Origin of the sequence: Pseudomonas sp. KB_12 (assembly GCF_052114545.1) — a bacterium.
Lineage (GTDB): Bacteria > Pseudomonadota > Gammaproteobacteria > Pseudomonadales > Pseudomonadaceae > Aquipseudomonas > Aquipseudomonas brassicacearum.
Genome location: NZ_JBFREY010000006.1, coordinates 416525 through 434517 on the forward strand (window position 1 = coordinate 416525; position 17993 = coordinate 434517).

The 17993-nt window shown below is 61.4% G+C and carries 16 protein-coding genes and 1 pseudogene; 9 read left to right on the top strand and 8 right to left on the bottom strand.

Going from position 1 to position 17993, the window contains the following annotated elements; genetic code table 11:
* Window position 1: 1 nt before the first annotated feature.
* Window positions 2–751, bottom strand: coding sequence for a hypothetical protein (locus AB4Z20_RS06485; RefSeq protein ID WP_003200082.1), 750 nt, complete (start codon window positions 749–751; stop codon window positions 2–4).
* Between the two features lie 298 nt (window positions 752–1049).
* Here AB4Z20_RS06485 and AB4Z20_RS06490 point away from each other — a divergent pair, with 298 nt between their 5' ends.
* Window positions 1050–2201, top strand: coding sequence for an aldose epimerase family protein (locus AB4Z20_RS06490; RefSeq protein ID WP_258690793.1), 1152 nt, complete (start codon window positions 1050–1052; stop codon window positions 2199–2201).
* A 186-nt stretch (window positions 2202–2387) separates the two neighbouring features.
* Entirely contained in the window at window positions 2388–3209 is an 822-nt protein-coding gene (locus AB4Z20_RS06495; protein WP_214509035.1) for an aldo/keto reductase, read from the top strand.
* 160 nt (window positions 3210–3369) lie between these two features.
* On the opposite strand, the gene AB4Z20_RS06500 is transcribed toward AB4Z20_RS06495, so the two are convergent.
* Window positions 3370–5733: a DNA polymerase II gene (locus tag AB4Z20_RS06500; RefSeq protein WP_442089552.1), complete on the bottom strand. Its 2364-nt coding sequence runs from the start codon at window positions 5731–5733 to the stop codon at window positions 3370–3372.
* Window positions 5734–6055: 322 nt separating this feature from the next.
* On the opposite strand from AB4Z20_RS06500, the gene AB4Z20_RS06505 reads away from it, so the two are divergent.
* The 5 genes from AB4Z20_RS06505 to AB4Z20_RS06525 all read left to right on the top strand — a co-directional run bounded on the left by AB4Z20_RS06505 (window position 6056) and on the right by AB4Z20_RS06525 (window position 10011).
* Window positions 6056–6496 (top strand): CBS domain-containing protein, encoded by a 441-nt coding sequence (locus tag AB4Z20_RS06505; protein ID WP_003200075.1) that lies wholly within the window; start codon window positions 6056–6058, stop codon window positions 6494–6496.
* Window positions 6497–6565: 69 nt separating this feature from the next.
* Window positions 6566–7162, top strand: coding sequence for a paraquat-inducible protein A (locus tag AB4Z20_RS06510; protein ID WP_214509033.1), 597 nt, complete (start codon window positions 6566–6568; stop codon window positions 7160–7162).
* Window positions 7163–7173: 11 nt separating this feature from the next.
* Entirely contained in the window at window positions 7174–7818 is a 645-nt protein-coding gene (locus AB4Z20_RS06515; RefSeq protein ID WP_442089581.1) for a paraquat-inducible protein A, read from the top strand.
* Window positions 7799–9457 (top strand): PqiB family protein, encoded by a 1659-nt coding sequence (locus tag AB4Z20_RS06520; RefSeq protein ID WP_214509032.1) that lies wholly within the window; start codon window positions 7799–7801, stop codon window positions 9455–9457. The genes AB4Z20_RS06515 and AB4Z20_RS06520 overlap by 20 nt, the downstream gene beginning before the upstream one ends.
* 17 nt (window positions 9458–9474) lie before the next feature.
* Window positions 9475–10011: a PqiC family protein gene (locus AB4Z20_RS06525; protein WP_442089553.1), complete on the top strand. Its 537-nt coding sequence runs from the start codon at window positions 9475–9477 to the stop codon at window positions 10009–10011.
* 96 nt (window positions 10012–10107) lie between these two features.
* On the opposite strand, the gene AB4Z20_RS06530 is transcribed toward AB4Z20_RS06525, so the two are convergent.
* The gene (locus tag AB4Z20_RS06530; RefSeq protein ID WP_320390193.1) at window positions 10108–10737 is read right to left on the bottom strand and encodes a glutathione S-transferase family protein; all 630 of its coding nucleotides are present in this window, start codon (window positions 10735–10737) and stop codon (window positions 10108–10110) included.
* 194 nt (window positions 10738–10931) lie between these two features.
* On the opposite strand from AB4Z20_RS06530, the pseudogene AB4Z20_RS06535 reads away from it, so the two are divergent.
* Window positions 10932–11279, top strand: a pseudogene (locus AB4Z20_RS06535) (phage infection protein); the annotation flags it as partial.
* Between the two features lie 209 nt (window positions 11280–11488).
* Here AB4Z20_RS06535 and AB4Z20_RS06540 read toward each other — a convergent pair.
* From AB4Z20_RS06540 to AB4Z20_RS06550, 3 genes are all read right to left on the bottom strand, one after another.
* Window positions 11489–12583, bottom strand: a complete 1095-nt coding sequence (locus AB4Z20_RS06540) for a DUF1615 domain-containing protein (RefSeq protein WP_253473205.1) — start codon at window positions 12581–12583, stop codon at window positions 11489–11491.
* 201 nt (window positions 12584–12784) lie between these two features.
* Window positions 12785–13759, bottom strand: a complete 975-nt coding sequence (hemB, locus tag AB4Z20_RS06545; RefSeq protein ID WP_003200059.1) for a porphobilinogen synthase — start codon at window positions 13757–13759, stop codon at window positions 12785–12787.
* 189 nt (window positions 13760–13948) lie between these two features.
* Window positions 13949–14647, bottom strand: a complete 699-nt coding sequence (locus AB4Z20_RS06550; RefSeq protein ID WP_442089554.1) for a glutathione binding-like protein — start codon at window positions 14645–14647, stop codon at window positions 13949–13951.
* A gap of 320 nt (window positions 14648–14967) precedes the next feature.
* Between AB4Z20_RS06550 and AB4Z20_RS06555 the strand changes: the two genes are divergently transcribed.
* Window positions 14968–15639: a histidine phosphatase family protein gene (locus AB4Z20_RS06555; RefSeq protein ID WP_408980861.1), complete on the top strand. Its 672-nt coding sequence runs from the start codon at window positions 14968–14970 to the stop codon at window positions 15637–15639.
* Window positions 15640–15777: 138 nt separating this feature from the next.
* Here the strand turns inward: AB4Z20_RS06555 and mnmH are convergent, their stop codons facing one another.
* Together mnmH and selD are read right to left on the bottom strand one after the other, a co-directional pair.
* Window positions 15778–16881, bottom strand: coding sequence for a tRNA 2-selenouridine(34) synthase MnmH (gene mnmH, locus AB4Z20_RS06560; protein ID WP_442089555.1), 1104 nt, complete (start codon window positions 16879–16881; stop codon window positions 15778–15780).
* Window positions 16881–17915, bottom strand: a complete 1035-nt coding sequence (gene selD, locus AB4Z20_RS06565; protein WP_214509024.1) for a selenide, water dikinase SelD — start codon at window positions 17913–17915, stop codon at window positions 16881–16883. The genes mnmH and selD overlap by 1 nt, the downstream gene beginning before the upstream one ends.
* Window positions 17916–17993: the final 78 nt, after the last annotated feature.

The window sequence follows — 17993 nt, forward strand, 5'->3', positions numbered from 1 at the left end:
TTCACTGAACCGGCAGGAAGTTGAGGAACAGCAGGCTCTGGGCGTAATTCAAGCCGATCCGTCGGTAACGCTCGTCGAGCATCTGGGTCAGCAGGTCCAATCGGGCGACGATTTTTCCGAACTCCACGGCGAAACTCAGGTTGCTGCCCTCCTCCGAAATCTCATTGGAAAACAGCAACAGCTTGCCATCCTTGTTCTGCCGCTGGCTCAGCAGCCAGGTGGCTTTTTCGATATTGCGCGCCGCGTTGCTGACAAAACGCGGGTCGATGGTGTCGGTCATGTAGAACTCGAGGCGATTGCCGTGCGCGGTGACCAGCATGCTGCCGATGGCATAGATGAACGCCCCGACCCGATCGCCGAGAAACTCCGGGCTCATGGCGTAGCTCAGGGCCGCCAGGTCCTTCTTGCCACCCAGGGTCGGCAAGGGCTGTTGCTGCTCGATGGCCATGCGCACCTGTTTTTCCGCAGTGCGGGCATCGAGAAAACCGGACTTGCGCAGTTCCTCGGGGTTGCGCAGGTACAGCTTGTTCATCAGCAGATAGAGGCTTTGCAGGTTGTCGTGCATCGACAACGTGGCCATGCGATCGACGCTGGTCTGCAAGAACTCCTGGGGCCTGGCGTTGCTGAACTGCGTGACCATGTCCTGCCCCTGCTGATGGCTACAGCCGCCGCTGAACAGCATCGACACACCGACCAACAATGCCAGGCAGCAGCGGCGCAATCTCGTCACAGAATAAAAAACACCGGCCATCGAATCTCGGTCTGGGCATGGGGAAGCGATGGGGGGTCGTCGCTTCCAGGCCATGGATAGAGCGGCAAAAGTCACAAAAGTGCAGTGCCTGGAGAAAACCCTCGGCCCTCAGCAACGACTAAATCATGCAATTAGTCTTACTTTTTAATTGATAAATCTCTATTTATGGCTATAAATCCCTTCTCATCCATCAAATAGAAAGACTACTAACCAGAAAAACCTTCAGCGCTGTCCGACCAGTAGCGGACTCGCCCCGCGTTCAAAACAACAACAAAACAACAGGAAGGAAGGTCATACCATGCTTGAATCCAGACAACTGCTCACGGCCCTCGGAGTGTCTCTGATGATCGCCACCTCGGCTTCCCACGCTGCCGGCCTGACTAACGAACACGGTGCGTTCGGCAAGACCGACGACGGCACGGCCGTGGAAAAATTCGTGCTGCGCAACAGTCACGGCATGGAGGCCACGGTCATCACCTACGGCGGCATCCTCCAGTCATTGAGCGTGCCGGACAAAAACGGCAAGGCCGCCGACATCGTGCTCGGCTTCGACGACGTGCAGGGTTACCAGAAGAACGGCAGCGTGTATTTCGGCGCGACCATCGGCCGCTTCGGCAATCGCCTGGCCGACGGCGCCTTCGAGCTGGACGGCAAGCGTTACCAGGTGCCGCAGAACGACCATGGCAATTCCTTGCACGGCGGGCCGCAAGGGTTCGACAAGCGCGTCTGGAAGGCCCAGCCGCACAATGCCAAGGACTCGGTGGGCGTCACCCTGACCTACTTGTCACCCGATGGCGAGATGGGTTTCCCCGGTGCACTGAAGACCGACGTCACTTACAGCCTCAACGAACAGAACGAGTTGCGCATCGAGTACAAGGCCACCACCGACAAGCCCACAGTGCTGAACCTGACCAACCACAGCTATTTCAACCTGGCCGGGGCGGGCAACGGCGACATACTCGAACAGCTCGCGACCCTGCACGCGGCCCATTACACACCGGTCACCGGCAAGCTCATTCCCACCGGCGAACTGGCCCCCGTGGCCGGCACACCGATGGACTTCACTCAACCCACCGCCATCGGCACCCATATCAAGGCCGATCACCCACAACTCAAATTCGCCGAACCGAAACAAGGCGGCTTCGATTTCAACTGGGCGCTGGACGCCAAGGGCGACGTGAACAAACTGGCCGCCGAAGTGTATGACACAGACTCCGGACGACGCCTGCAGCTCTACACCACCGAACCTGGCGTGCAGTTCTACACCAGCAACTTCCTCGACGGCACCGTCAAGGGCAAGCAAGGCAAGGTTTATCCGCATTGGGGCGCGTTCACCCTGGAAACCCAGCATTACCCTGACTCGCCCAACCAGCCGAACTTCCCCTCGACGCGGCTTGATCCGGGCCAGACCTACACCCAGACCATGGTGTTGAAGTTCTCCGCAAAATAGAAAAACTGCGCAACACCCGTAGGAGCTGTCGAGCGAAGCGAGGCTGCGATCTTTCCCCTGATGCTTGAATTTCAAGCGAAAGATCAAAAGATCAAAGGATCATCCGAACGCGGCCCGAGCCTTCGCCAGCTCCTACGACTATCCTGCTGTCCATTGGATTATCGATCAGCACAACAGGAGAAAGGCATGAGGACGCTGGAATTGGCGGGTGTGTCCGTACCGGTCATTGGCCAGGGCACCTGGCGCATGGGTGAGGAACCGTCTCACCACAAGAAAGAAGTGGCTGCCCTGCGATTGGGAGTCGAATTGGGCATGACCCTGATCGACACGGCGGAGATGTATGCCGAAGGCGGTGCCGAAACCGTCGTTGGCGAAGCGATCACCGGTCTGCGGGACCAGGTTTTCCTGGTGAGCAAAGTCTACCCTCACAACGCCAGTCGCAAAGGCATTCCCCTGGCCTGTGAACGCAGTCTGCGGCGGCTCGACACCGATTACATCGACCTTTATCTGTTGCACTGGCGCGGCCAATACCCGCTGGCCGAAACCGTCGAAGCCTTCGAGCGGCTGCGCGAAGAAGGCAAGATCGGCCGTTGGGGCGTGTCGAACTTCGATGTGGCTGACCTCGAAGAACTGGCCGCGCCGGCCTGCGCGACCAACCAGGTGCTGTATAACCTGCAGGAACGCGGCATCGAATTCGACCTGCTGCCCTGGTGCCAGCGCCAGTCCATGCCCGTCATGGCCTACTGCCCGGTCGGCCAGGGCGGGCACCTGCTCAAGGATCACACCCTGGGACAGATCGCCGAACGCCACCGCGCCACACCGGCGCAGATCGCACTGGCCTGGCTGTTGCGCCAGGACAATGTGATTGCCATTCCCAAGGCCGTGAAACCTGAGCATGTGCGTTTGAATGCCGAAGCGGCCAACCTCAAGCTGGAACCGCAGGACCTGGCAGCCCTCGACCTGATATTTCCCCAGCCCCAGGGCAAGCAGCGGTTGGCGATGGTCTAAAGACCCACTCAACCTCAGGGATTCACACTGACTTGTGGCAAGGGAGTTTATCTGTGGGAGCAAGGCTTGCCCGCGATGAAGACGACGCGGTGTCCTGGGGGAACGAGGCGTCCGTATCGCGGGCAAGCCTTGCTCCCACAGGGGATAAACCCAGGGAATTTCAGAACAACCCCATCTGCCCGCCCACCAACGTCGAAAAGTCATCATCCACAAACGGCAGGATCGCATCCGCCACCGGCTGTAGCTGTTTGGTCACGTAGTGGTCGTAATCGATTGACGCGCTGCGGATTTCCAGCGGCTCGGGGCCGGCAACGGTGATGACGTAGCTGATCCAGCCGCCATTCTGGTATTGCCGCGGGCGACCTTGGCGCTGGTTGAACTCATCAGCCAACCGCGCGGCCCGCACATGGGGTGGGACGTTGCGTTCGTAGTCTTCCAGCGGCCGACGCAGGCGCTTGCGGTAGACCAACCGTTCATCGAACGCACCGGACAGGGTCTGCTGCACATAATCGCGCACATAATCCTGATAGGGCTTTCGGTGGAAGATCCGCCCGTACAGCTCCTGCTGGAATTGCCGGGCCAGCGGCGACCAATCGGTGCGCACGGTTTCCAGGCCCTTGTAGACAATTTCGTCGCTGCCATCGGCACGGGTTACCAATCCGGCGTAGCGTTTTTTGCTGCCCTCCTCGGCGCCGCGGATAGTCGGCATCAGAAAGCGCTTGAAATGCGTTTCGAACTGCAGCTCCAGCGCACTCTCCAGCCCGAACTCATCACGCACCTGCTTACGCCACCATTGGTTGACGTGGGCCACCAACTCGCGACCGATCCTGGCCGCTTCCTCCTGGCCATGGGCACGGCGCAACCAGACGAACGTGGAATCGGTATCGCCATAGATCACCACATGCCCCTGGGCTTCGATCAACTGGCGGGTATGCTGCATGATCTGGTGGCCACGCAGGGTGATGGACGAGGCCAGGCGCGTGTCGAAGAAACGGCAGCCACTGGAACCGAGCACGCCATAAAAGGCGTTCATGATGATTTTCAACGCTTGGGACAGCGGCGCATTGTGCTCGCGCTTGGCGGTTTCCCGACCTTCGGAGATCCGCGCCACGATGGCCGGCAGGCAATGTCGAGTACGGGAGAAGCGCGCCCCGCGAAAGCCTGGCACCGATTCCTGGTCATCCGGGTGGCGCAGCCCTTCGATCAAGCCCACCGGGTCAATCAGGAAGGTGCGGATGATCGATGGGTACAGGCTCTTGTAGTCCAGCACCAGCACCGACTCGTAGAGGCCCGGTTGGGAGTCCATGACAAACCCACCCGGGCTGGCCTCGGGCGGGCGCTGGCCCAAGTTGGGTGCAACAAATCCTTGGCGATGCATCAGCGGCATGTACAGGTGCGTGAAGGCCGCCACCGAGCCCCCGCTGCGGTCCGCCGGCAGGCCGGTGACGCTGGCCCGCTCCAGGAGGAACGTGAGCAGTTCGGTCTTGGCGAAGATCCGCGTCACCAGTTCACAGTCCTTGAGGTTGTAGCGGGCCAGGGCCGGCTTGTCCTCGGCGAACATGCGATTGATCTCGTCCATGCGCTGGTACGGGTTATCGATGGACTTGCCCTCCCCCAGCAGCGTCTGGGCGACGTTTTCCAGGCTGAACGAGGGGAAACTCCAGGTCGCCGAACGCAGCGACTCGATACCGTCGATGATCAACCGGCCAGCGGCCGAGGCGAAGAAGTGATTCTTGCGCGCGCCGTGCTCGCGCCATTGCATCTCTTCGCCACCACGCCCCAGGCGCAACGGCACGGCCAGGCGCCGGGCGTGTTCATGCAGCACCCGCAGGTCGAACTGCACCAGGTTCCAACCAATGATCGCGTCAGGGTCGAAATGGGCGAGCCAGTCGTTGAGTTTTTTCAGCAACACCGTGCGTGATTCGCAGTATTCCAGCTGGAAATCCACGCCGGTATCGTCGCCATTGGGCGGCCCGAGCATGTAGACCTGGCGCTCGCCGCAGCCCTCCAGGGCGATGGAATACAATTCGCCCTGGGCGGTGGTTTCGATGTCCAGGGACACCAGGCGCAATGCTGGACGGTATTCGGGCGCCGGTTTCATCTGGGCATCGACCAGCAGGCCATCGGCGGCCGGCGTACCGCCAAACCAGACCGGGGCGGTGATGAAGCGCTCCATCAGGTAGCGCTCCGGCGGCCGGATGTCCGCCTCGAACACCTCCACACCGGCGCGGCGCAAGGTGCTGTCCAGGCGCATCAGTTGGGCGTGTTGCTGGCAATACAGCCCCAGCACCGGACGATGCTCGAAATCCAGCAGGTCCAGGGGGCGTAGTTCTACCTCCTTCTCCCCTTGCAACAAGGCTTCGAGCTGGCCGCGCTGGATCTGCGGCACAAAGGCCACCGACGTTTGCACGGGCAGGCGCACGCGCCGGGGACCGGCGTCGGTCGCCAGCCAGAACTCGACTTCGGTGCCGGCCGGGGTATCGCGCCAATGCCGGGTCAGGACGAAGCCCTGCTGTAAATCCACCGCTGCAACCTCGAATTCTACGTAGGCGACGATTCTACCTGTGGCGAGGGAACTTCACCTGCCCAACTGACACACCACCCACCTGCATTTTTGTGGCGAGGGAGCTTGCTCCCGCTGGGCTGCGCAGCGGCCCCTTTTTTTGCGATCGCTGCGCGATCGAGCGGGAGCAAGCTCCCTCGCCACAACAGCGCCCACCCGTAGTTCGCGGGAAATTCACCGGCAATGACGCTTTTGGACGACTGGCCGCCGCTTTACCGCTTGCTCTGCGCCGTTGGGTCTACGATGCTTTAACAACCAGCAAAAACAACACCCGAGGCCCCCCATGAAAACCGTCGCGCAGTTGCTCCGGATAAAAGACGAGAAGAACCAGCAAGTGCACACCATCTCACCGGACGACATGGTATTGCAGGCCCTGATGCGCATGGCCGAGAAGAACGTCGGTGCCTTGCTGGTGGTGAAGAACGATGAAGTGCTGGGGATCATCAGCGAGCGCGACTATGCCCGCAAAATGGTCTTGCGCGGGCGCTCATCGGTGGGCACGAAGGTCAGTGACATCATGGTCTCCCCCGTGATCACCATCGACCCGCACCAGAACGTCGAGACCTGCCTGAGCATCATGACCGAAAAACACCTGCGGCATTTGCCAGTGGTAGAGGACGGCAAACTGGTCGGCCTGCTGTCCATCGGCGACCTGGTCAAGGAAGCCATCGCCGAACAGGCCGATCTGATCAAACAACTGGAGCAATACATTCGCGGGGAATGATCCGTTCGGCCGGGTTGCTCATTCTCAAGGCACTTCTATATTGAAGGGGTTGTTCCTGCGAGCATCCCGATGGCCGACACCGACCGACTGATCATTTGTGAACATTGCGATGCGGTGTACGAGCCGGTGGTGCTCCTCCCGCATCAGAAATCTTCGTGCGTGCGCTGCCACGCGGTGATCCAGCGCTACAACGGCCTGACCATCGAGCAGCGCCTGGCCTTGAGCGTGACGGCCGCGGTGCTGTGGGCCTTCGCCAACATCTACCCGATCATGAGCATCCGCCTCCAGGGCCTGAGCAACAGCGCGACGTTATGGGATTCCATCGTGGCGCTGAGCCAGGGGCCGATCACCTTCATCGCCCTGGTGACAGCGGTGGCAATCATCATTGCACCGGCCTTTCAATTGGCGCTTCTGCTCTGGGTACTGGGCCATGCCTACCTCCAGCGGCGGGCACCGGGGTTCAACCTGTGCATGCGCAGCCTGGAAACCCTGCGGCCCTGGAGCATGCTGGAAGTGTGCCTGCTGGGCGCGCTGGTGGCGGTGATCAAGCTCGCCGGCCTGCTGGACGTGCTCCCGGGCATCGGCCTGTTCGCCCTGGCGGCCTTGAGCCTGCTGATGATCCGCATTGCCGGGCGCGATGTCCGCGACCTGTGGGACAGCCTGTGAACGGCCAGCCGCTGGACTCCCCGCCAGAGGCCCGCGACCTGGACCTGTGCCTGTGCCACAGCTGCGGCCTGGCCTGCGACATGACCGACGAGCCCCAGACCTGCCCCCGCTGCGACGCCGCCCTGCATCGACGCAAACCCGACGCCATCACCCGCACCTGGGCCTACATGCTGGCCGCGCTGGTGTTCTACATCCCGGCCAACCTGCTGCCGGTCATGAATACCCAGATGCTCGGCGAGGGTGCCGACAGCACCATCATCAGCGGCGTCATCGAGTTCTGGCAAAGTGGCGCCTGGGACATCGCCCTGATTATCTTCATCGCCAGCATCGCGGTGCCCGGCATCAAGTTCGTGGTGCTGACCCTGTTGCTGGTGACCGCACAGCGGCGCAGCACCTGGGCCCAGGTCCAGCGGGCGAAGCTGTACCGGTTGGTGGAAGTCATCGGCTACTGGTCGATGCTCGATGTGCTGGTGGTGGCCCTGGTGGCGGCCCTGGTCAAGTTCCAGGCATTGAGCGACATCGAACCACGACCGGGCATCCTCTTCTTCGGCCTCGTGGTGCTGTTCACCATGCTGTCGGCCATGAGTTTCGATCCCCGGCTGATCTGGGATACCCAACCATCCGAGGAGGTCATGGATGAAGTCGCAAGCCACTGACGGGCAGCAACCCGCACCCGGCCGCGCCCACGTCACCACCCGCCGCTGGACGGTATCGCTGGTGTGGATCGTGCCGATCATCGCGGTGCTGGTGGGCATTTCCCTGGTGGTCCACAACTGGCTGCAGGAAGGCCCGACCATCACCATCACCTTCAAGACCGGCCAGGGCCTTACCGCCAACAAGACCCAGGTGAAATATCGCAACGTGGTCATCGGCCAGGTCACCGACGTGCAACTGAGCGAGGACCAGAAGAACGTCACCGCCACGGTCAAGCTCGCCAAGACAGCCGACACCTTCACTCACGAAGACTCGGTGTTCTGGGTCGTACGGCCACGCATCGGGGCCGGCGGTATCTCGGGGATCGACACCTTGCTGTCGGGGGATTTCATCGGCGCCGACGCCGGCCAGTCGAAAGTGCGTGCCAAGTCCTTCACCGGCCTGGAGAACCCGCCCCCCATCACCTACGGCGAACCGGGCAAGCGCTTCACCCTGCACTCCCAGGACCTCGGCTCGCTGGACATCGGCTCGCCGGTGTACCTGCGCAAGATCCCGGTGGGCCAAGTGGTGTCCTACGCCCTGGACGCCGAGGGCAAAGGCGTCAACATCGACGTATTCGTCAACGCGCCCAACGATGTGTACGTCACCGAAAACACCCGGTTCTGGAACGTCAGCGGCGTGGACGTGAACGTCGGCGCCAATGGTTTCGCGGTCAAGACCGAATCGCTCTCGGCCCTGCTGCTGGGCGGCATTGCGTTTCGGGCGCCGGAGTACAGCCCCAACGACGTTCCCGCCAGCGAGGACAAGACCTACGAGCTGTTTGCCGACCAGCAGAGCGCCCTCGCCCCGCCCGATGGCAAGGCGCAATACCTGGCCCTGCGCTTCGATCAGGCACTGCGCGGCTTGCGCGTCGGTGCGCCGGTGGAGTTCCTCGGGGTGGAAGTCGGCAGGGTGGTGGCCATCCATCTGGATTTCGATGAGAAACAGCGCAGCTTTCCGGTCAATGTCGGCGTGGTGATCTACCCGCAACGCCTGGGCAAGGCCCATGAAAAACTGCTCAAGTCGCTCAATCACAATCCAGACGACGAAGCCGCTGGCGCCCGCCTGATCGGCAGCTTCGTCGAGAGGGGCCTGCGCGCCCAGGCCCGCAGCGGCAACCTGCTGACCGGGCAGTTGTACATCTCGCTGGATTTCTACCCCAAGGCGGAAAAAGTCGCCTTCGACCCAAGCGCCCGGCCCGTGCGTATTCCGACCATCCCGGGCAGCCTCCAGCAACTGCAGGAACAACTGCAGGCGATGATCGAGCGGATCAACAAACTGCCACTGGAGAGCATTGCCGGCAACCTGGATGGCAACCTGGTGGAGCTGCGCAAAGGCCTGACCCAGTTCAACAGCAAGACCCTGCCGGGCGTACAAAGTACCTTGCATGACGTCAGCAAGACCCTGCAATCGGCCAACTCGACCCTGGCCGAAGATTCACCGCAGCGCGAACAACTGACCCAGACCCTGGACGACCTGGGGCGCATGTCGCGCTCGCTGCGCGAACTGTCGGACTACCTGAGCCGCCATCCCGAATCGCTGCTTCGCGGCCGTCCCAAGGACGCACCGGCGCAGAACCTCACATTGCCGGTGAAAGAATGATCACAGGAGCGCGCCCCATGCCACTCACGCTGAAACTCACCCTGGTTGCCGTGGCATTGCTGCTCGGCGCCTGCCGCAGCGATCCGATCCACTACCACACCCTGAGCCCGGCTCAACCGACAGGCCAATCGCGCTCCAGCGTGGACATCCAGATCGAACAGGTCAGCGTCCCACCCCAGGTGGATCGCACCCAGATGGTCATTCGCCAGGGCAACAGCGGGTTGGCGATCCTGGAAACCGAATGGTGGGGCGCCAGTCTGGCCGATGAACTGCACAGTAGCCTGGACGAACAACTGAGCAACCCTGGCGCACCGAAATCATTGCTGCGGGTAGACGTGCAACGTTTCGACTCGATCCCTGGCCGCTATGCCCGCATGGATGTGCAATGGCGCCTGCGCAACCTGGGCAACGACGCCCGCCCCCTCACGTGCCACAGCAGCCTGCAGACACCGGCAGGCGCCAGTATCGACGAGCTGGTGACGGCGCATCAGGAGAATGTCCGGCAATTTGTCGACCTCGTTGAGCAGGCGGCTGCACGCAAAGCCTGTCCTTGACCCTGTAGGAGCTGCCGAAAGCTGCGATCTTTTGATCTTTCGCTTGAGACTCAAGCGTCAGGGGAAAGATCGCAGCCTCGCTTCGCTCGACAGCTCCTACAATGGCCAATGCAGCGACAGCACCGGCGCCACGCGTGGATGGCGGTCGATGCGTTCCAACAATTCGTAGAACGCCGGACGGGCGCTCAGCATTGCCTCCCGCGTGTTTCTCCACTTCGTGATCACGGCCGCCAGGATATCCAGCGCCCCCGGTTCCTCACCGCCTAGAAAAGGTCGGGCCGGGAACTGGTCGGCAAACAACGCCCAGTTGCGATACAGCCGTTGCTGCGTGCCGGATATCAATCGCTGCCGAGTCGCTTCATCCGCGTCGTCCAGCCAGCGTTCCGGAAAATCGATAATGCCGATGGGCGTGTAGCAATTTGCCGCGATGTAGACCAGGCCCCGTATGGCTTGCGCACGCTGGGCCGGGTCTTGCGGGAGCAGCTTCGATGCGGGGAAGGTCAACCCGAGGTGAATCAGGATCGCCGCCGCTTCGGTCAGCACCGAGCCATCCGGCAACTGCAGGGTCGGCACCTGCTTCAGAGGGTTGAGTGCCTCGAGCTCTTTTGCCGCATCGTTGTCTTGCGTCGAATAGGCATCGACCCGCCGATAAGCCACCTCACAAAGACACAGGGCAACCTCCACCGCCGAAGAACCGGATTGCCTGCAACCGAATAACTGATACATGAACGTACCTCCTGCATAAGCGTTATGCCGGTAGAGCCCGCCAGCCCCTCAGTGTTCCATCAAGCTGACCGGTAGCGGGCCAACGAGCTATCACTGCCGTCGATGTTCACCATCATGTCAATGAAGTTCTCTTGATGATCGCCCGGGACAACAATGGCCCCACACAAACCACTGCACCCCCGGAGCACACCATCATGAAACGCCAAGTCATCCTCAGCCTCGCTTTCTCCGTACTGGCCGCCAACGTATTTGCCGCCTCCTCCCAACCCGTCGTCGCCGAAGGCGGTTCTGATCGCCTGATCGAAAACCGCGTCGCTGAAGGCGGTGCCGATCGCTTGCTGGAACGTCGTGTCGCTGAAGGTGGCTCCGACCGCCTGATCGAAAACCGCGTCGCTGAAGGCGGTGCCGATCGCYTGCTGGAACGTCGTGTCGCTGAAGGTGGCTCYGAYCGCCTGATCGAAAACCGCGTCGCTGAAGGCGGTGCCGATCGCCTGCTGGAACGTCGTGTCGCTGAAGGTGGCTCTGATCGCCTGATCGAAAACCACGCATGAGTTGCTTGAATGCAACAAATGATCGGCAACACACCTCGTGGCGAGGGAGCTTGCTCCCGCTCGGGCGCGCAGCGGCCGCAACAATCATCAAGCCGCTGCGCAGTCCACCCGACACACCGCTTGAGACTGATCCAGCACCAAACCCATCCCCCTAAAAGCCCGGCCTCATCCACCGGGCTTTTTCACGCGCCAACGCCTGGCTAACGCCCCGACGCCCGCGCCATGCATCGCTGATAACGCTCATCCACCCGCTTGGCAAACCATGCCGTGGTCAGCTTGCGCGTGATCTTCGGGCTCTTGAGCACGATCCCCGGCAATACCGCCCGTGGCAACGCCTTGCCCTCGGCCTTGTCAGCCAGTTCGAACACACGCTTGTAGAGCTTGCTGTCCTCGAACGCCAGACTGTCACCCTGCTCCAGTTGATCGCGGATGGTCGGGTTGCGCATTCCCAACGACTTGCCCAGCGTGCGCACCGCCAGTTCCGTGCTGCCTGGCATGATGGAATCATGGGCAATCAGATCGCCGTCCAGCGCCAGGGAAATGCCCGACGCTACACTCACCGCATGCTGGAAAGCTGCGTTGCGGCTGGCGTACCACCCGGCATTGAAATCGGCAAAACGATACAACGGCTCGGTGTAGCTCACCGGATAACCCAGTAAATGCGCGATGCCGAAATACATCCCGCCACGACGGCTGAACACTTCGCGACGAATCGAGCCCTCCACCGTATAGGGATAATTGCGCGCATTGGCCTGGGCAAACGCGATGCTGACCTGCATAGGCCCACCCGTGTGCACCGGATTGAAACCGCCGAACAGGGTCTTGCCCAGCGGCACCATGCCGATGAAATCATCGAAAATCCCGCTCAGCTCTTTCTCGCTACGCGCCGCATTGAGCCGATCGCTGTAGCTTTTGCCGTTGGGCGAACGCACCTGGAGGGCACCACTGACCAACAACTCCGGAATGTGCACCTTCGCCGCACGGCGGTTGATCTCCTGACGAGCGATCTTGCCCAGCCCCGGCACTGGCGGATCGGATTGGAACGTCGACTCCTGTTCGGTCACCGCCAGGACAGCACAGATGTTCTGCGTCGTAGAGGCAATCTGCTGGGCCGCAAAGGCCACGTAGATGTCAGTCGCCCAGCCTTCGCGATCCACAGTCTTGGCCGGCAACAACTGCACGATCTGCTTCTTGACCTCAGCAGGCTGACGCTCAGGCTCCTGCGCCTGACGGCTGCCGCAACCGGCCAAGGCCAGCAGCGCAGCAAGGCTGATCATCAATCGGTTGAATTGCATGGTGCTCCATCGAGTTCGTTATTCCGGAGCAACCATACGATCAAAAGTGGATGCGGGCTATGCCCAATGTGGGAGCGAGCTTGCTCGCGATGACGGCGGCACGGGCAACGCTGATGCAAGCTGATCCACCGCTATCGCGAGCAAGCTCGCTCCCACAGGAGAATGGTGGCGTGCCTGGATTTCCCAGCCACCCCAGCGGGATCAGATTCCGCTCAGCGCCAGGTCCATGGCAAAGTAGGTAAAGATCAGGTCTGCCCCCGCCCGCTTGATTGCGCCAAGGCTCTCGCGTACCACGCGGGCTTCGTCGATGGCGCCAGCCTGGGCGGCGAACTTGATCATCGCGTATTCGCCACTGACCTGATAAGCCGACAGCGGCAGGTTCGAAGCCTGGCGAATGTCGCGGATGATATCGAGGTAGGCGCCGGCCGGCTTGACCATCAGCGCATCGGCACCTTCCTGCTCGTCGAGCAAGGATTCGCGCAGAGCTTCGCGGCGGTTCATCGGGTTCATCTGGTAGCTCTTGCGGTCGCCTTTCAACGCGCTGCCGCCGGCCTCGCGGAACGGGCCATAGAGTGCCGAGGCGAACTTGGTGGAGTAGGCCATGATTGCCGTCTGGCTGAAGCCGGCTTCATCCAGGGCCCGGCGAATCGCCTGGACCTGCCCGTCCATGGCCGCCGATGGCGCGATTACATCGGCACCGGCGCGGGCCGCCGCCACGGCTTGCTTGCCCAGATTGACCAGGGTCCGATCGTTGTCCACTTCATCGCCGTGGAGGACGCCGCAATGACCATGATCGGTGTACTCACAGAAGCAGGTGTCGGACATCACGATCATCTCCGGCACCGCGTCCTTGCAGATCCCGGCCATGCGCGACACCAGGCCGCGCTCGCTCCAGGTATCGCTGCCGTCGTTGTCCAGGTGATGGGACACACCAAAGGTCATCACCGACTTGATGCCGGCACGGGCATAGCGCTCGATCTCGCCGGCCAGCTTCGATTCAGGAATGCGTACCACGCCGGGCATGCTCTTGATCGGCACAAAATCATCGATTTCTTCTTCGACAAAAATCGGCAGCACCAGGTCGTTCAAGGTGAACTCGGTTTCCTGGAACAGGCTGCGCAGGCTTGCATTGCGGCGCAGACGGCGTGGACGTGCTTCGGGGAACTGGCTGGACATGGGACTCCTGGGCTGAAATGGGTGCTCGATCACATAGAACAAAAGCTTATGCTCTGGCCGGCCAGGGCACAAACGTCGGCTGGAAAACAGAGTGTTACCGGCCAGGCAATAATCTACTCACAAGGTCAGCGAGCCATTGATGCACGTCAGCCGGTGGCTTGTAATCGAATCGGCGAGTCGTCGGGTGACTCATTCCGGAATCTTCAACCCGCGCGCCACAGCCGGTCGAGCCAGGAAGCGTTCCAGTACCCGGGTCACATTGGGGAAATTCTGGATACCGACCAAATCACCGGCCTCGTAAAAGCCGATCAAGTTGCGCACCCAGGGGAATGTGGCGATATCAGCGATGGTGTAGCGCTCGCCCATGATCCAGTCCCGCCCTTGCAGACGACCATCGAGCACCTTGAGCAGGCGCTTGCTTTCCTCGACGTAGCGATCGCGCGGCCGCTTGTCCTCGTAGTCCTTGCCGGCGAACTTGTTGAAGAATCCCAACTGCCCGAACATCGGCCCGATGCCGCCCATCTGGAACATCAGCCACTGGATCGTCTCGTAGCGCGCCGCCGACTCCTGGGCCAACAGTTGCCCACTCTTGTCCGCCAGATAAATCAGGATCGCCCCCGACTCGAACAACGCCAACGGCCGGTCACCCGGCCCATGGGGGTCGAGAATCGCCGGGATCTTGTTGTTGGGGTTCAGGGAAAGGAACTCGGGCGACAGCTGGTCGTTGCTGCCAAAGTCCACTTTGTGGGGCTCGTACGGCAGGCCGATCTCTTCCAGCATGATCGAGACCTTCACGCCGTTGGGGGTTGGCAGGGAGTAGAGCTGGATCCACTCAGGGTATTGGGCGGGCCATTTCTCGGTGATGGGGAATGGGGTCAAGTCGGGCATGGGGTCGGCTCGGAAATGAAGGAAAGCCCGAGGATAATCCAAGATGTACGGGACGGCATCACTGCCCGTCACGGAATTCACATCGGCCCTTCTTAAATCCGCAACATCCTGTCGCTAACATTCGCCCTACCTCCCCACTGGAGGCCTTACAGTGCACCGGGACCAGCCAGGATCGAACCAAAGGGCTTGAAAAGACTCTGAGCAATGCCCCCGAGGATTCAACGCGGCGTAACGACAGGGAAACCACCCGAGGCCAACCGCTTCGCGGTGCCAAGGTGTGTCAGCCTGACTCAAGAGTGCTGAAGAAAAACTATTCGATGATGAACCCACTGAATTTCGCCAGACGCTTCAAACACCGTTCGTGGCTGCTGCTGCCGACGCTGCTTGTGGTCTGTGGCCTGGGGTTGGCGCTGGAATCGAGCATCAGCCGCGCCCAACCAGCCGACGGCGTGCAGACCCTGGTGTTCCTGCGTCATGCCGAGAAACCCGCCGGTGGCCTGGGCCAGCTCAACTGCCAGGGTCTCAACCGCGCCATCGACCTGGCCACCCTGCTGCCGGAAAAATTCGGCAAGGCCGACTACGTGTTCGCGGCCAACCCGACCCGCAATGTCGAAGAGGGTGAGCTGGACAATTCCTATAGCTATATTCGCCCGCTGATGACCATCAGCCCCAGCGCCATCAAGCTCGGGTTGCCGGTGAACATCAATTATTCGGCCAACGACACCAGCGACCTGGCTGACGAACTGCTGCACGACAAGTACCACAACGCCACCATCTATACCGCCTGGTCCCATGGCTACCTGCCGGAGCTGATCAACAAGGTCGCCGGCGAGGCCGTGGGCAAGAAGCAGACCATTACCGATGACTGGGCGTCAGGCGATTTTGATTCGCTGTACGTGCTGACCCTGACCTGGCACAACGGCAAGGCCAGCCTCACCAGCCGGAGCTACAAGCAGGGCTTGGACAATGGCAAGGAAGCCTGTCCGACCTGATATCAGTCGCTATTTCCCTTTGTGGGAGCGAGCTTGCTCGCGATAGCGTCAGACCCATTGATATTGATGTGACTCAAACACCGCTATCGCGAGCAAGCTCGCTCCCACAGGGATTGACAGTGGATATCAAACCTGTGGTCACCCGCCCCGGGCCGCCCGCTCACGCAGATATTCCAGCACCGCCGCCTGCTCCCCCGAGAACTCGATCCGCAGCCCCTTCTTTTCCCGCTGGAACACGTACATCGGGTCGTAATACTCGCGCAGCAAGCCTTCGATCCAACCGCGATGCAAGTCGACGGCGCCGCTGTTGGCCTGCTCGGCCAGGGCGGTTTCCAGGATGTTCATCAAGCGCCGGTGACGGTCGCCGCCCAGGCGCTTGTGGATGTTGTCCAGGCTTGCCAGCAATCGCTCGGAAAACAGCGAGAAACCTTCGTCGCCATGTACGGCGACAAATTCCGCACACAGGTCGATGACGTAATCCTGCAGGATCCGCTCGACCCGATGCTCCAGGCTGTCTTCCAGCCAGACCATCGGAACCTGCTGCATACGCTGGTACAAAGGCAGCGGCAAGGCGCAACTGCCGACCGCACGGCTCTCATCTTCAAGCACGAATTGTTCGATGCCGCTGGCGCGTTTTTTCAGTACGTCCACGGCCAGGCGATTTTCAAAATCGATGTTGGAAGGCTGGCCGGTGGCGCGTTTGCCGAAGCTGGAACCGCGATGGTTGGCATAACCTTCCAGATCCAGGCTGTTGCTCAGTTGGCCCAGCGCTTCGGTCTTGCCGGTGCCGGTCATGCCGCCCAGCAGCACCAGGTCGCACTGGGCAACCGCCTGCTCGATCGTGTCCAGCAAGAAGGTGCGCATGGCCTTGTAGCCACCGCCGACCCTGGGATAATCAATGCCCGCTTCGTCCTTGAGCCATTGCTGGACGATCTGCGAACGCAAGCCGCCGCGAAAGCAATACAGCACACCGTCGGGATGGGTCTTGGCGAACTCGGCCCAGGCCTGGATGCGTTGTGCCTTGATTTCACCGGACACCAGTTGATGCCCCAGGACAATGGCGGCCTGCTGCCCCTGCTGTTTGTAGCAGGTACCGACGCGTTGCCGTTCGCTGTCGGTCATCAACGGTAGATTGACCACGCCGGGGAAAGCCCCCTTGATGAATTCGATCGGGGCGCGTGTGTCCATCATCGGCCGGTCATTGAGGAAGATGTCGCGGTAGTCGGTGATGTCATGGCTCATCAAGACACCTCGACCGCGTAACTCTGTCGCTCGACCAGTTCGCCGATAGGTTCCAGCACCAGCCCGAGTTCAGCGGCAACCCGCAGGAACTCGCCCTCGCCTTCAGGGGTGACGGCAATCAGCAGGCCGCCGCTGGTCTGTGGGTCGCACAGCACGCGCTTGTGCAGTTCCTGGACTCGACCGACCTTGCTGGCGTAGCTGTCGTAGTTGCGCAGCGTACCGCCCGGCACACACCCCTGGTCGAGGTAGTACTCGACGCCCGGCAGGCGCGGCACCGCGTCATAGCGGATGCGCGCGGTCAGTTGGCTGCCGTCGGCCATTTCCACCAGATGCCCGAGCAGGCCGAACCCGGTGACGTCGGTCATCGCCGTCACCCCGTCGAGCTTGCCGAAGCGGCTGCCAGGTTTGTTGAGGGTGCACATCCAGTCACGGGCCAGGCCGACGTCGGCGGCGCGCAGCTTGCCTTTCTTTTCCGCCGTAGTGAGGATGCCGATGCCCAAGGGTTTGGTCAGGTACAGGCGGCAACCGGCGGTGGCCGTGTCGTTGCGTTTCATATGGCGCTTTTGCACCAGGCCTGTGACCGCCAGGCCGAAAATCGGCTCAGGCGCGTCGATCGAATGCCCGCCGGCCAGGGGAATACCGGCCTCGTCGCACACGGAACGACCGCCGCGAATCACTTCCCGGGCAATTTCCGGGGCCAATACGTTGACTGGCCAGCCGAGAATCGCAATGGCCATCAGCGGGTCACCGCCCATGGCGTAGATATCGCTGATGGCGTTGGTGGCGGCGATGCGACCGAAATCGAAAGGATCATCGACAATCGGCATGAAGAAGTCAGTGGTCGAGACCACCCCGCGCTCCTCGTCGATGGCGTACACCGCAGCATCGTCCCGGGACGCATTGCCGACCCACAAATTGGGATCAAGGTTCTGCGCACCGCTGCCGGCCAGGATCACTTCCAGTACCTGGGGCGAAATCTTGCAGCCGCAACCGGCACCGTGGCTGTACTGGGTCAGGCGAATCGGCTCGCTCATGGGCATACCTCTGGTCAGTCAAGATGGCCGATTCTATCAGCAACGCCAGCGACTCAGTGCCGCGTCGAGCACAGGCTC